Annotated in this window: 13 protein-coding genes; 3 read left to right on the forward strand and 10 right to left on the reverse strand. The window is 43.4% G+C overall.

Annotation, left to right across the window (positions count from 1 at the left end):
- Positions 1 to 162 precede the first annotated feature (162 nt).
- Genes ACLTD4_RS13250 through ACLTD4_RS13260 form a run of 3 tightly spaced genes read right to left on the reverse strand, consistent with a single transcriptional unit; the run spans position 163 to position 2,345 of the window.
- A complete protein-coding gene (locus tag ACLTD4_RS13250; RefSeq protein WP_006778061.1) occupies positions 163 to 876 on the reverse strand; it encodes a lysophospholipid acyltransferase family protein in 714 nt (237 codons plus the stop codon).
- A gap of 36 nt (positions 877 to 912) precedes the next feature.
- Entirely contained in the window at positions 913 to 1,461 is a 549-nt protein-coding gene (locus tag ACLTD4_RS13255) for a Fe-S-containing hydro-lyase (RefSeq protein WP_006778062.1), read from the reverse strand.
- Between the two features lie 41 nt (positions 1,462 to 1,502).
- Complete coding sequence (locus ACLTD4_RS13260) at positions 1,503 to 2,345, reverse strand: fumarate hydratase (RefSeq protein ID WP_006778063.1); 843 nt, start codon at positions 2,343 to 2,345, stop codon at positions 1,503 to 1,505.
- A gap of 144 nt (positions 2,346 to 2,489) precedes the next feature.
- Here ACLTD4_RS13260 and ACLTD4_RS13265 point away from each other — a divergent pair, with 144 nt between their 5' ends.
- Genes ACLTD4_RS13265 through ACLTD4_RS13275 form a run of 3 tightly spaced genes read left to right on the forward strand, consistent with a single transcriptional unit; the run spans position 2,490 to position 4,383 of the window.
- Positions 2,490 to 2,861, forward strand: a complete 372-nt coding sequence (locus ACLTD4_RS13265) for a GntR family transcriptional regulator (protein ID WP_006778064.1) — start codon at positions 2,490 to 2,492, stop codon at positions 2,859 to 2,861.
- Complete coding sequence (locus ACLTD4_RS13270; protein ID WP_006778065.1) at positions 2,858 to 3,556, forward strand: ABC transporter ATP-binding protein; 699 nt, start codon at positions 2,858 to 2,860, stop codon at positions 3,554 to 3,556. Before ACLTD4_RS13265 ends, ACLTD4_RS13270 begins: the two co-directional genes overlap by 4 nt.
- Positions 3,550 to 4,383 (forward strand): hypothetical protein, encoded by an 834-nt coding sequence (locus tag ACLTD4_RS13275; protein ID WP_006778066.1) that lies wholly within the window; start codon positions 3,550 to 3,552, stop codon positions 4,381 to 4,383. The genes ACLTD4_RS13270 and ACLTD4_RS13275 overlap by 7 nt, the downstream gene beginning before the upstream one ends.
- A gap of 217 nt (positions 4,384 to 4,600) precedes the next feature.
- Here ACLTD4_RS13275 and ACLTD4_RS13280 read toward each other — a convergent pair whose 3' ends face one another.
- The 7 genes from ACLTD4_RS13280 to dnaA all read right to left on the reverse strand — a co-directional run bounded on the left by ACLTD4_RS13280 (position 4,601) and on the right by dnaA (position 14,624).
- On the reverse strand, positions 4,601 to 5,737 hold the full coding sequence (locus ACLTD4_RS13280; RefSeq protein ID WP_006778068.1) for a sodium ion-translocating decarboxylase subunit beta: 1,137 nt from the start codon (positions 5,735 to 5,737) through the stop codon (positions 4,601 to 4,603).
- A gap of 184 nt (positions 5,738 to 5,921) precedes the next feature.
- Positions 5,922 to 8,471, reverse strand: a complete 2,550-nt coding sequence (gyrA, locus tag ACLTD4_RS13285; RefSeq protein ID WP_006778069.1) for a DNA gyrase subunit A — start codon at positions 8,469 to 8,471, stop codon at positions 5,922 to 5,924.
- Between the two features lie 23 nt (positions 8,472 to 8,494).
- The gene (gene gyrB / locus ACLTD4_RS13290; RefSeq protein ID WP_006778070.1) at positions 8,495 to 10,408 is read right to left on the reverse strand and encodes a DNA topoisomerase (ATP-hydrolyzing) subunit B; all 1,914 of its coding nucleotides are present in this window, start codon (positions 10,406 to 10,408) and stop codon (positions 8,495 to 8,497) included.
- A 27-nt stretch (positions 10,409 to 10,435) separates the two neighbouring features.
- Positions 10,436 to 11,521, reverse strand: coding sequence for a DNA replication/repair protein RecF (gene recF, locus ACLTD4_RS13295; RefSeq protein ID WP_006778071.1), 1,086 nt, complete (start codon positions 11,519 to 11,521; stop codon positions 10,436 to 10,438).
- 49 nt (positions 11,522 to 11,570) lie between these two features.
- Positions 11,571 to 11,780: an RNA-binding S4 domain-containing protein gene (locus tag ACLTD4_RS13300; protein WP_006778072.1), complete on the reverse strand. Its 210-nt coding sequence runs from the start codon at positions 11,778 to 11,780 to the stop codon at positions 11,571 to 11,573.
- Positions 11,781 to 11,848: 68 nt separating this feature from the next.
- Positions 11,849 to 12,967 (reverse strand): DNA polymerase III subunit beta, encoded by a 1,119-nt coding sequence (gene dnaN, locus ACLTD4_RS13305; RefSeq protein ID WP_006778073.1) that lies wholly within the window; start codon positions 12,965 to 12,967, stop codon positions 11,849 to 11,851.
- 292 nt (positions 12,968 to 13,259) lie between these two features.
- Entirely contained in the window at positions 13,260 to 14,624 is a 1,365-nt protein-coding gene (gene dnaA, locus ACLTD4_RS13310) for a chromosomal replication initiator protein DnaA (protein ID WP_006778074.1), read from the reverse strand.
- Positions 14,625 to 14,997 lie beyond the last annotated feature (373 nt).

Below are 14,997 nucleotides of genomic sequence, written 5' to 3' on the forward strand. Positions count from 1 at the left end.
GCCCGACCTACACCCTTAGCAGGGGCGCCTCTTCGGCCTCTTGAGTATTTCTCCGTAGTTCTTAAATTCCATATGATTGCTTCATAAAACATCTCTGTTTTCAGACGCATTGACAATTATACTAGAGAAAAATTGAAATGTCAACAAATATTTTATCAGAAATTAACCTAGATTGCTGTTAATTTTTTCCTGGATTCTGTTATGTACAATATCTGCTATCTCTTTCGTTTTTAACCCCATATATTGTTCCGGATAGATGGGGTCCAAATAATGGACCTGCACCTGTTCTTTCTTAATAGAAGAGATATCAAAGGGTTTGAAACTGTTAATCAGCGCCACCGGCACGATGGGACAGCGGGCATTGACTGCACTTTTAAAGGTGCCGGCTTTGAAATCCAGGATGTTATTCTCGTCACGGCTTCTGGTTCCTTCCGGAAATATGACAAAATTTCCGCCCAGCTTTACACGCTCCGACATCTGGTTGATAACTTTTAGCGAAGCTTTGATATCGGAACGGTCCATGGAGATTCCATCCAGAGCGGCCAGAACCTGTTTTACCAGCACCCAGTTTTCCGCTTCTTTCTTAATCACCACACTCATGGGCTTGGGACAGGTATCAATGATAGCTAGCATATCAAACAATCCCTGATGATTTGGAAACAGAATAAAGCCGTCTTCTTTTGGAAGATTCTCCGCTCCATATCCCCGGACATCCACCCTGCCCCCTACATTGATCTTCTTTACCATCTTTCTGATATAGTCATATCGCTCCTGTAACGAATAGCGTTCTTTCTGTTTTCCCATTTTATCAATGTGAAAGAACCATATGGGCGCCTGGAACAAATGCCTGATTACCATATATACAATTCGATTCATGATTTCCTCCATCCAATCCGTATTATCTAATCACCATTATTTTTGATATTCTAATATGGCTGTCTCATACAGATTATTGCCCTCGGTATCAATCACCACAATGACAGGAAAATCTTTTACCTGCATTTTGCGGATTGCCTCGGTTCCCAAATCATCATAGGCAATCACTTCACTGGAGAGAATTCTTTTTGACAGGATGGCTCCGGCTCCTCCTACCGCTGCGAAATACACACTTTTGTTTCTAATGATGGCTTCTATGACTTCCGGACTTCTCTTTCCCTTTCCCACCATTCCACGAAGTCCCAAATCCAGCAGCGCCGGCGTATACTTATCCATCCGGCTGGATGTGGTAGGCCCGGCGGAGCCGATAGGGCGTCCTTCTCTGGCCGGTGTGGGTCCGAGATAATAAATCACATTGTCTTTCAAATCAAAAGGCAGCTCTTCCCCCCTGTCCAGCGTCTCCTGCATTCTCTTGTGAGCCGCATCTCTTGCACTGTATATGGTACCTGTGAGATACACATAATCTCCGGCTCTTAAAGATTCTGCTTCTTCTCTGCTAAATGGTGTATTCATATATCTGTCCATAACCATTCCTTCTTTCCGCATTTTATCTCTAAATTTTGTCTCTATAATACTCTGTGAATATGACGATTGACATGACAGCAGATGTTGACGGCTACCGGAAGACCGGCTATATGGGTCGGATATGTCTCAATATTGACAGCAAGCGCTGTGACAGTTCCTCCAAGTCCTCCCGGTCCGATACCAAGACGGTTAATCTTTTCCAGCATTTCCTCTTCCAGTTCCCGGACATAAGGCACGGACGGCTTTTCTTCCAGATTTCTGGTCAGCGCATGCTTGGCCATGACTGCACATTTTTCAAAGGTCCCACCAATTCCCACTCCCACTATCATAGGCGGGCACGCGTTTGGACCTGCATCTTTTACCGCAGTCAAAATGGCTTCCTTCACACCTTCCAATCCATCCGCCGGTTTCAGCATGAATACGCGGCTCATATTTTCACTTCCAAATCCTTTGGGAGCCACAGTGATATCTACCTGGTCTCCCTCCACAATCTCATAATGTATCACAGCCGGTGTGTTGTCATTGGTATTGACTCTGTCAATCGGGTCACGCACTACGGATTTTCGAAGATAACCTTCCCGGTATCCCTGGCGGACTCCTTCATGAATGGCTTCGGATAAACTGCCACCTTCTATATGTACTTCCTGTCCCACTTTTATAAATACAACCGCCATTCCCGTATCCTGACAGATCGGTATCATATCTTCCCCGGCAATCGCCAGATTTTCTTTTAATTGTCCCAGGACCTGTCTTCCCAGCGGCGACTGTTCTTCCTCCACCGCCCGCTCAAATACACAGGCCATATCATCCGAGAGATAGTGATTGGCTTCGATACACATCTCTTTTATATTTGCCGTAATGTCTTCCGTACTGACTGCTCTCACCCTGTTCTCCTCCTTAGGTAATGCTCTTCTTTTCTTATCATAATGGATTCATCATATGAAAGCAAGTAAAAACCTTGACAAATCCTTTCCAATGGTATATAACTGTATTATAACAGTAATACAATAATACAGGAGGTGTAACATATGGCATGGCAGTTTGAGCACGACCGGCCAATTTATACCCAATTACTGGAGCAGATCCGCATGTTGATTATATCAGGTGTCTATCCGACTGGAAGCAGACTTCCATCCGTACGGGACCTGGCTGCCGAGGCGGCAGTGAATCCCAATACCATGCAGAAAGCACTCTCAGAATTGGAGCGAAGTGGCCTTATCTATTCACAACGAACATCTGGGCGATATATAACGGAGGATGCTGGGATGATACAAACATTAAAAGAAGATATTGCAAAAGAAAAGATTAAGGATTTATTGAAAGCCTTAGAGCAGCTTGGCTTTGAGCCTGAAGAGACAACTATATTACTACAAGAAACCATAAAGGAGATGAAATCATGACACCTGTTCTGGAATGTAACCATGTAAGCAAATGGTTCGGTTCTACCAAAGCACTATCTGATGTCAGTTTTCAAGTGGCGCCCGGAAGAATTATAGGGCTGTTAGGACCAAATGGAAGTGGAAAATCCACTTTAATCAAACTTGCCAATGGATTGCTGGTTCCGGATGAAGGAAATTTATCCGTTGCAGGACTGCCCATCGGCCCGGAATCAAAGGCAATTGTATCTTATCTGCCTGACAAAAATTATTTGAGCAACTGGATGAAGGTATCCCAGCTGATAGACTGTTTTAACGATTTCTATTCTGATTTTGACAAAAATAAGGCCTATGAGATGCTGGAGAGACTGGATATCAAGCCGGACACCAAGTTTAAGACCATGTCAAAAGGTACCAAAGAGAAGGTGCAGCTGGTTCTGGTCATGAGCCGCAAGGCCAGCCTATATCTTCTGGATGAACCAATTGGCGGGGTGGACCCGGCCGCCAGAGATTATATTCTCAACACCATACTGACCAACTATAATGAAGAAGGCTCCATTGTCATCTCAACCCACTTAATCTACGATATCGAGCAGGTTCTGGATGACGTTATCTTCTTAAAGAATGGAAAAGTTGAGATGATATCTTCTGTGGATGAAATCCGCACCCAGTATCAGAAATCCGTAGATGAATTATTCAGGGAGGTATTCAGATGTTAACAAAACTATTAAAGAAAGATTTTCAAGCGACAGCCAGAACCTTTCTCCCGATGATTTTAGGATTTGTGATTGTCAGTATTCTGGCTAAGATTTTATTTGAAGTTGGAATTATGTCGGCCCTTTACAATGACAGCTATGTCAGTGACACCAACGAATTTATGGTGGTTTCATCCGTAATATTTTTAGTACTCTATTTTATTTATATCGTGGCATTTTTTATCATGACCTTTGTGTTTATTGTCAGTGATTTTTATAAAACCATGGTCGGCGAACAGGCTTATTTGACCCATACACTGCCTGTCAAAGCCAATACACTGATTGCCTCCAAATTGATAATTGCTATCTTCTGGCAGTTAGTTGTCTATCTCCTGGTATTTTTATCATTCCTGTTATTCCTGGTAGGACATATGCCGCAGATACCATGGCCGGAAATGTTGACAGATTTTAATATGACACTTGGCATGACAATGGGTGAATATGCCTCCTTTATGATTGCCTGTATCATAATTGGTACCTTCAGCAGTCCATTGATGTTTTATGCATCGATTGCTATCGGTCATTTGTTTGGCAAACACAAAATCATGGGAGCTATCTTGTCCTATCTCGGCATCTATACGGTAATGCAGATTATCTGTACCGTGGTGATGATTGCTTTTGGATACTCCTTCACCAGCACACTGATTCGGACAAATGCTGTGAACACCAATTTTTACAGCTCGTTCCTCAGTTCCTATATGTGGTTTGCCATTATATTCTCAATTGTTACCAGTGTAATTTTCTATTTCATCACCAATTTTGTGATGAGCAAAAAGCTGAATCTGGAATAAAAGAAAGAGTCCCGGAGGAGAAATCAACAGTTTTTCTTCTCCGGGACTCTTTTATCCACAAATATGCTCATTATTTTAACAGTTTTCCCATCAACCATACACTGAGCATGATAATAATTAACGCGGCAAAAATTCCACTCATGCCTTTTCCCATGATCTCAAGAGAGATTAAAAAATTATTCCACATCATACATATCTCCTTTACCTGTCATATTTTCTACAAGAAACTGCTCACCAAACTGATAATCAATCCTCCTGCAACCACTGATGCTATCTGCCCAGATACGTTAGCTCCAACCGCATGCATCAAAATAATGTTTCCCGGCTTCTCCTTCTGAGCCATTTTCTGAACTACTCTGGCAGACATAGGGAAGGCGGAAATGCCGGCGGCGCCTATCATCGGGTTCATTTTTACTTTCAAAAACAAATTTAAGAACTTGGCGAACAGGACACCACCGATGGTATCAAATACAAACGCCAGCAGACCAATTGCCATAATCATCAGTGTATCCATCTCAACAAAGACATCAGCTCTCATGCTGAAAGATATGGTGATTCCAAGCAGCAGTGTAATCAGATTGGCCAGCGTGTGCTGGGCAGTGTCAGAGAGATTTTCCAGGACGCCGCATTCCCTGAGCAGGTTGCCGAACATCAGAAAACCGACAAGGGCAACGGACATGGGCGCTATCATCCCCACAATCATAGTCACTACAATTGGAAATGCGATTCTCATAGATTTTGATACATTGCCCGGTTTATACTCCATTGATATCTGACGCTCTTTTTTTGTAGTGACCAGCCGGATGGCAAATGGCTGCACAATCGGCACCAGCGCCATGTAGGAGTAAGCGGCTACCGCTATGGCTCCCACATATTTGGAGTGCAGTATCTGTGACACCAGAATAGAGGTAGGTCCATCGGCAGCGCCGATAATACCGATCGATGCGGCATCTGTCAAATCAAATCCCATCAAAGTCGCCGCACAGATAGCAAAAAAGATACCAAACTGAGCCGCGGCGCCAAATAGAAACATAACAGGCTGGGAAAGCAGCGGCCCAAAATCAATCATGGCCCCGATTCCGATAAATAACAAAATAGGCAGCGCTTCTGACGCCTCTATTCCAACATCAAACAGCCACTCAATGATTCCATTTACTTCTCCTACACCCGACAGTGTCTGATTGATAACACCTGTCAACGGTAAGTTCACCAATATCGCCCCGAACCCCATCGGCAGCAGTAAAGCCGGTTCATATTCTTTTTTCACAGCCAGCCATATTAACAAAATTCCAACTCCATACATCAATAACTGCTGCCAGGTCACTGACAAAATTCCATCCAACAAAAATTCCATCCCTTATCCTCCTTTTTAATCTATAAAAAAAGCAAGACTCCTATCACAGATGTTCTCTGCAATAAAAGTCTTGCCATTTCAATTCTCTGCGGATTATCTCTAATCGGGACTGTCGCATAAGAATCCACTTTTTGGTGGCTACTCCCTTTTACTTATAGTCTATATTATAAGGGATTTCTATCAATTATTCTGTTAAATTGTCGTTAATATTGTCTGCACCTGACTCTTCGGATGATTCCGCTTCCTCAGATTCCTCTTCGATGACCGGCTCGGACTCGCTGTTGTTGCTGCTTCCCCTTACCTTAGCAACGCTGGCAACGGAGATATCGGAATCATGGTCAATATTCATCAGTTTTACACCGGACGTGTTACGCCCAATCACGGAAATATCGCTGACAGACATCCGGATGATGATTCCTTCCGTGGTAATCAGCATGATATCATGGTCGTCATGAACCAGTTTTGCTCCTACCAGATCACCGGTCTTATCGACAATCTTGTAACAGCGCACGCCCTTACCACCACGGTACTGCGGGGTAAACTCTTCAATTGGTGTTCTCTTGCCCATACCGTTAGCTGAAACTACCAGCAGGCATTCGCCCTGGGAATCCATCTGCATGCCGATAACCTGGTCGCCCTCATCGAACTTCATACCGATAACACCCATGGAGACACGGCCTGTCACCCGGACATCCGTCTCATGGAAACGGATACACTGGCCTTTCTTTGTCACCAGGAAGATATCTTTTGTATTGTCGGTGGCTTTTACCTCGATTAACTCGTCGTCCTCTCTCAGCACAATGGCCTGAAGACCATTCTTGCGGACATTCTCATATTCCTTCATCGGGGTTTTCTTCACCATACCGTTCTTGGTCGCCATGAACAGATATTTATCCTCATGGTATTCCTTCATCGGAATGATGGCGGTTATCTTCTCACCAGGCAGCAACTGAAGCAGGTTGACGATAGCCGTTCCTCTTGCCGTTCTTCCGGCTTCCGGAATCATATAGGTCTTTAACCGGTATACACGTCCCGTATTCGTAAAGAACATGATATAGTGATGCGTGGTGGTCATAATCAAATCTTCGATGAAATCTTCCTCGATGGTCTGCATTCCCTTGATACCCTTGCCGCCGCGGTTCTGACTCTTAAAGTTATCCACAGACATTCTCTTGATATATCCAAGATTTGTCATAGCAACAATGGTGTCCTCGTCAGGAATCAAATCCTCCATGGACATGTCAAACTCGTCAAATCCGATGGCTGTTCTTCTGTCGTCACCGTATTTGTCGGATATCATGATGATTTCTTCTTTGATGACGCCTAACAGGCGGTGTTCATCTGCAAGAATTGCTTTCAAATCGGCAATTTTAATCTCCAGCTCTCTGTATTCGTTCTCCAGCTTCTCACGTTCCAGACCTGTCAACGCACGCAGACGCATATCTACAATGGCCTGGGCCTGGGCATCGGTGAGACCGAAGCGGTTAATCAATTCTTCCTTGGCCGCCTGTACATTCTTGGAACCACGGATAATCTTGATAACCTCATCAATATTGTCAAGGGCAATCAGCAAGCCTTTTAAGATATGAGCCCGCTCCTCCGCCTTATTTAAATCGTATTTGGTTCTTCTGGTGACAACTTCTTTCTGGTGCTCCAGATAATATTTGAGCATCTGGCAGATATTCAGCACCCGCGGCTCGTTGTTAACCAAAGCCAGCATGATGACACCAAAGGTATCCTGAAGCTGGGTATGTTTTAATAACTGATTTAAAATGACGTTGGCATTGACATCACGGCGGAGTTCAATGCAGATTCTCATACCGGTTCTGTCGGACTCGTCTCTCAAATCTGTGATACCGTCAATTCGTTTTTCCTTTACAAGCTCCGCGATCTTCTCGATCAGACGGGCTTTGTTCACCATGTAAGGAAGCTCCGTTACGATAATGCGGTTCTTGCCATTGGGCATCGCCTCAATATTGGTTACCGCACGCACACGGATTTTGCCGCGGCCTGTCCGGTATGCTTCCTCGATTCCCATCTTGCCAAGAATGGTGGCTCCTGTTGGGAAATCAGGTCCTTTGACAATCTCCAGGATTTCCTCGATGCTGGTCTCCCGGTTCTCTTCCACGTAATTGTCAATAATTTTGACAACGGCTTCTATCACTTCCCGCAGGTTATGTGGCGGAATGTTGGTTGCCATACCTACGGCGATACCGGAGGTTCCGTTGACAAGCAGGTTCGGGTATCTGGACGGGAGAACGGTTGGCTCCTTCTCCGTCTCATCAAAGTTGGGAACAAAATCTACGGTATCTTTTCCGATATCGGCCAACATTTCCATGGAAATCTTGCTCAAACGGGCCTCGGTATATCGCATGGCTGCCGCGCCGTCGCCGTCCACGGAACCGAAGTTGCCGTGACCATCCACAAGCGGATATCTGGTGGACCATTCCTGGGCCATGTTAACCAGAGCGCCATAGATAGAACTGTCGCCATGTGGATGGTATTTACCCATGGTATCACCGACGATACGGGCACACTTACGATGTGGCTTATCCGGACCGTTGTTCAACTCAATCATAGAAAACAGTACACGACGTTGCACCGGCTTCAAACCGTCTCTGACATCCGGCAGGGCGCGGGATGCAATTACACTCATGGCATAGTCAATGTAGGATTTCTCCATTGTTTTCTTCAAGTCTATGTCATGAACTTTATCAAAAATATTTGGTTCCATAGTTTCCTCCATTCAGTCACGCATTAAATATCCAGATTCTGTACATATTTCGCATTTGCCTCGATGAATTCACGTCTTGGCTCTACCTGGTCACCCATCAGGGTGGTGAAGGTTAAGTCAAGCTCTGAAGCTACATCTTCGTCCATATTCACGCGAAGCAGAATTCGGCGTTCCGGGTCCATGGTTGTCTCCCAGAGCTGTTCGGCATCCATCTCACCAAGTCCTTTGTACCGCTGAATCTTATTATTATTGTCACGTCCTATCTCTTTCAGGATGGAGTTTAATTCATCATCGCTGTACGCGTACCATACTTTTTTATTTCTTTCCAGCTTGTATAACGGCGGCTGGGCCAGATATACATATCCCTGTTTGATTAACTCCGGCATAAAACGATACAGGAAGGTCAAAAGCAGGGTGCTGATATGAGCGCCATCCACATCGGCATCGGTCATGATGATAATCTTGTGATAACGCAGTTTCGTAATATCAAAATCATCGTGAATACCGGTACCAAAAGCGGTAATCATGGCTTTAATCTCCGCATTGCCGTATATCCTGTCAAGTCTGGCCTTCTCCACATTCAGGATTTTACCACGAAGAGGAAGAATAGCCTGTGTCTCTCTGGAACGGGCTGTCTTGGCGGAACCACCGGCGGAATCTCCCTCAACGATATAGATTTCGCATTTTTCGGCATCCTTGCTGGAACAGTCTGCCAGTTTTCCAGGAAGTGCCATACCTTCCAAAGCTGTCTTTCTTCTCGTTAAATCTCTCGCCTTTCTGGCGGCCGCTCTGGCTCTCTGGGCCAGAATGGATTTTTCACACATGGCTTTCGCCACACTCGGATTCTGCTCCAGATAGTAGGTCAGCTGCTCGCTGACAATGTTGTCAACAGCAACTCTCGCTTCACTGGTTCCCAGCTTCTGTTTTGTCTGTCCCTCAAACTGCGGGTCCTCAATCTTGACACTGATAATCGCCGTGAGACCTTCCCGGATATCTTCGCCACTCAAACTTGACTCATTTTCTTTTAACAGTTTGTTGCTTCTTGCATAGTCGTTAAAAGTTTTCGTCAGTGCATTTTTAAAACCAGTCAGGTGAGTACCACCCTCCGGCGTATTAATGTTGTTTACAAAGGTATAAATATTTTCTGTATAGGAATCATTGTGCTGCATGGCTACTTCCACGTAGACACCTTCTTTTGTACCTTCACAGTAAATAACGCTGTCATAGAGCGGAGCTTTCCCCTTGTTTAAGTAGGACACAAACTCCTTGATACCGCCCTCATAGTGGAATGTCTTTTCTTTCTTCTCTTCCCTGTCATCTCTGAGGGTAATTTTCAGTGCCTTTGTAAGAAATGCGGTCTCACGAAGGCGCACTTTTAACACATCAAAATCATATTCCGTCTCTTCGAATATTTCTCTGTCCGGAAGGAAGGTCACTTCTGTTCCGTGTTTTGCCGGATCGCACTCCGCAATCACTTTCAGAGGATATTTTACTTTTCCTCTCTCATAGCGCTGCTGATATACTTTGCCGTCGGTATAAATTCTGACCTCCAGCCATTCTGACAGTGCATTTACAACGGATGCACCCACGCCGTGGAGGCCGCCGGATACCTTGTATCCCCCACCGCCAAACTTTCCACCGGCATGAAGAATCGTAAATACCACTTCTACCGCGGGAATTCCCGCTTTTTTCTGAATTCCAACCGGAATACCACGACCATTATCGTGAACGGTAATGGAATTATCCTCATTAATCTGAACATCAATCTCCGTACAGAATCCTGCCAGAGCCTCATCAACCGCATTATCGACAATCTCATATACTAAATGATGAAGACCTCTCGATGAGGTACTGCCGATATACATACCGGGTCTTTTCCGAACGGCCTCTAAGCCCTCTAATATTTGTATTTGGTCTGCTCCGTACTCAGCACTCATAAGTCTCCTCCTTGCATTTCCCTAAATTTAATTTTCATTGATTACCGTCCCGTCAATCACCCGGAATATCTTGTCAATCTGAAACCGGTGATTGACAAAATCATCCAGCCCCGTACAGGTAATCATGGTCTGTATATGATTAATTCCTGATAACAGGTGGTCTTGTCTGCTGCTGTCAAGCTCCGACAATACATCATCCAGTAAAAGTATGGGATAATCATGTACCAGTTTTTTAACCAGTTCTATCTCTGCCAGTTTCAGCGATAAAGCCGCTGTTCTCTGCTGTCCCTGGGAACCAAATTTGCGGATATCAATCTCGTTGATGATAAAACTGATATCATCCCGATGAGGTCCCACCAGTGTTGTCTTCTGTTTGATATCCTGATTACGGCTTTTCTTTAATGTGGCTTCAAAATCCTGAATCTGGGTATTCGGCTCATATACAAGATGCAGCTCTTCTTTATCACCTGATAGCTGTTTATGAATCTCCAAAAGCATGTCATTCAACTGATTGATAAATTCATAACGATAACGGATGATTTCTTTTCCATATTGGACCAGCTGCATATCCCATATATCGAGGGTTTCCTCATATTCAGGCCGGAACATCAATTCTTTTAACAACTTGTTTCTCTGCGCAATCACTTTGTTGTACTGCACCAGCGCGTGGACATATAACTTATTTAGTTGACATAACTCTAAATCAACAAATCGTCTTCTCTCTGCCGGTCCATTTTTAATCAGGTTCAAATCCTCCGGTGAAAAGAACACGACATTGACAATGCCAAACAACTCACTGGCCTTCCTGATGGGAATCCCATTGATGGCCACGCCTTTGGCTCTGCTTTTCTTTAAATGCATATCAATCCGGTAAGGAACGTCGTTCTTTCTGATAGTCAGCTTGATATGAGATTCATCCCGCTCAAACTGTATCATCTCCCTGTCCTTGCTGCCCCGGTGGGACTTGGTGGTGCAGCATACATAGATGGCTTCCAGGATATTGGTCTTTCCCTGGGCATTGTCCCCATACAGAATATTGGTTCCCTGATTAAAATCCATATGTAATTCGTCGTAATTTCTGTAATTCTTAAGCTCAATCGATTCAATAATCATGGATTTTATGATATCCTTCTTTACACGTTTATGACATCAGTCATGTTCATCATGATTTAATCTGGATACTTTCCCCATCAAAAGTCACAACATCGCCATCTCGTAATTTTTTACCTCTCTGGTATTCCACCTCACCGTTGACCTTTACCAGACCGTCTTCAATAGCAAACTTGGCATCGACCCCGGATTCCACCAGATTGGCAGCCTTCAGAGCCTGGCCAAGTTTGATATACTCATCTCTTAATTTGATTTCCTGCATGAAAATGTCCTTCTGTCTTTGACATATTTTATGTCAACTTATTATGTTAACTAGTTAAATTACCTGCTTTACACAGTGGCCGCGTTAAAGTTGACAGGAAGAATCAGATAAATGTACTGCTCCTCCGCATCCTTGATAAAGCATGGGGATTTTGGATTCATCATGTATAAATCAATTTCTTCATCGTCAATAATTCGAAGGGCATCGATGAGGAATTTGGGGTTGAATCCAATCATAATATCTTTTCCTGATTTATGAATCAGCACTTTCGCGTTCATGGAACCAAAGCTGGAATTTAATTTTAATTCCATCACATGGTCTAAAATATTGATAATGATAGGTTTTTTATCATTTTCCCGAATCAAAATGCTGGCTCTGTCGATACAGTCAAGGAATTCCCGCTTGTTTACGGTCACTTTCGTCTCATAATCACTGGATAACATCTGGTCAATGCGGAAATACTCTCCCTCAATCAGGCGGGAAACCACTACGGTGTTGTCAAATTCAAACAAAATGTGGTTCTTGCTGAAGAAGATGAGAACTTCTTTTTCATTGTCGCCACCCAGAATTTTACTGATTTCACCTAGAGTCTTGCCAGGAACGATGACTTTTATATCCTGATAATTATCTTTTAATATAATTTTTCTGATAGACATCCGGTGTCCGTCAAGGGAAACGACCTTTAATTCGTTGCCTTTCACTTCAAAAAGTTCACCGGTCATCATCTTGTTGCTGTCATTGACAGAGATGGAGAAGATCGTCTGTCTGATAACTTCTTTTAATGTAAACTGGGACAGACTGATATAGTTCTCTCTTTCAATGTAAGGAAGATAGGAAAATTCATCCCCATCTTTTCCCTGAATATGGAAGATAGAATTCTCACAAGTGATGGTAGTGTTGAATTTCTCGTCTGATTCAATCACAATCGGAGAATCTCCACCGGATAATTTACGGATAATCTCAGAGAGAAGTTTGGCATCCAGTGCGATTTTTCCTCTGGTTTCGATGGTTCCTTCTACGGTAGTTTCAATGCCAAGTTCCATATCATTGGCTGTTAATTTTATCTGATTGTCAGTAGCATTGATTAAGATACATTCCAGAATCGACATGGTGGTCTTAGATGGAACTGCTTTTAATACAATATTAATGCCATTCAATAAGTCGTCTTTTTTAAATAGTAGCTTCATAGTTGTTGATAACTCCTTTATGTTTTTTTGAGGGTTGCTTTAGATAAATATATAAGTAAATTCCGTAGCATTCGTAGTAGGGGCTGTTAATTTGTGTAAAAGCCTTGAAAAGCCCGAACCTGCAACGTGGAGCGCTTGTACAAAAGCATGTGGATAAGCCTCAGAATTATTTTGAATAACCGGAGTGTTATCCAAAATGTCAAATTGGCCTGAAATCGAGGGCTGATTATCCACATAAAACCAACACTTTGTCCACATAGTTTTCCGCAGTGGAAACATCAGACGCCGTTTTCTACTGCGGACTTATCTTTTTCTTTAAAATATCGATGGTGTTAGACAGGCTTTCATTGGTTTCCAGCTCGGCGGCAATCTTTTCGCGGCCGTGAATAATGGTAGTATGGTCGCGGCCTCCCAGATATTTGCCTATTACCTGAAGGGACGCGTCGGTCATGTTCTGGCAGAGATACATGACAATCTGTCTTGGGAATACCACTTCTTTGTTTCTCTTCTGGGAAGAGATGTCGAGAGGGGTGATTCCAAAATGGTCCGCTACCACCTGTATAATCAATTCCGGTGTTACTTCTTTTTTGCTGTCCGGTGAGATAATATCTTTTAGGGCTTCTTCGGCCAGCGCGATATTAATCTCCTTGTTGTTGTCAAGCTTGGAAAGAGCTACGATTTTCGTCAGGGCGCCTTCCAATTCACGGATGTTGGACTTGATGTTGGTGGCAATGTATTTGATTACTTCGTTGTCAATGTTGTAGCCTTCCAGTTCTTCTTTTTTGCGGAGAATGGCCATTCGGGTCTCGTAATTTGGAGACTGGATGTCCACCGTAAGGCCCCACTCGAAACGGGAACGGAGACGTTCTTCCAGAGTCTCAATCTCTTTCGGAGGTTTATCCGAGGAGATGATAATCTGCTTTTTGGCTTCATGCAGCGCGTTGAAGGTATGGAAAAATTCTTCCTGCGTACTCTCTTTACCGATGATAAACTGGATATCATCGATTAACAGAACATCGTTGTTGCGGTATTTTTCCCGGAATTCCGTGGTGGAAATATTGTTTTTGTTACGGATGGCGTCAATCAGCTCATTGGTGAATTTTTCGGAAGTAACGTATAAAATCTTCGCCGCCGGATTATTCTTTAATATAAAATGAGCGATGGAATGCATCAAATGGGTCTTGCCAAGTCCCACGCCTCCATAGATAAACAGCGGGTTGTAGATTTCACCAGGAGATTCCGCCACAGCAAGGGATGCCGCGTGTGCCAGATTGTTGTTGGCGCCTACGACGAAGGTATCAAAGGTATACCTTGGGTTTAAGTTCGCATTCTGCAAGGCCGTTGGACTGACATATTCCTGTTTCGTCTGAATCAGCTGTTTTGACTGTCTGGCTTTCGTGTCTTCCTCCAGAATGAAATTGACATCACAGGTGATTCCCGTTACTTCTTCTATGGATACTTTTAATAAAAGTGTATATTTTCTTTTCAGATAAGATAAGAAATTGGCGTCCGGAACGATGACTTCCAGGGTGTTGCCCTCCAGGGAAGAAACCTTGAGGGGAAGCAGCCAGGTGGTGAAGGACACATTGGAAATATCATGTTCTTCTTTTAAATAAAGAAGGATATCGTCCCATTTTTCTATCAATTGCTCGAGCATAATCAGTCTCCTAATCTTGTTAAATGGTTAACAGGCACATTAACCCAATCTAAATTCTATTTTATACTAATTCTAAGGAATTTTCAATGGCAATGTGGATAAGTATGTGAAAAACATGTGAAGAGAGACTGGATAACTGTGGAATAATCACAGTTGGGACTAGTTATTCACAGGTTAAGAATTTATGGAATACCAGTTATTCACAGGGGAAAAACTTTGAATTATAAATGTTTTTTTGCAGAAGGCTGTGGAAATGCACACGGTTTTCCATATAGTTATCCACAAGTTATCAACAAATTGGGGATAACATTATGTAAATTAACATTTTTGGTGATTTTTATTGACGCGGGCTGTTGATTTCTATATAATCCAA

This window comes from Hungatella sp. (assembly GCF_046966825.1).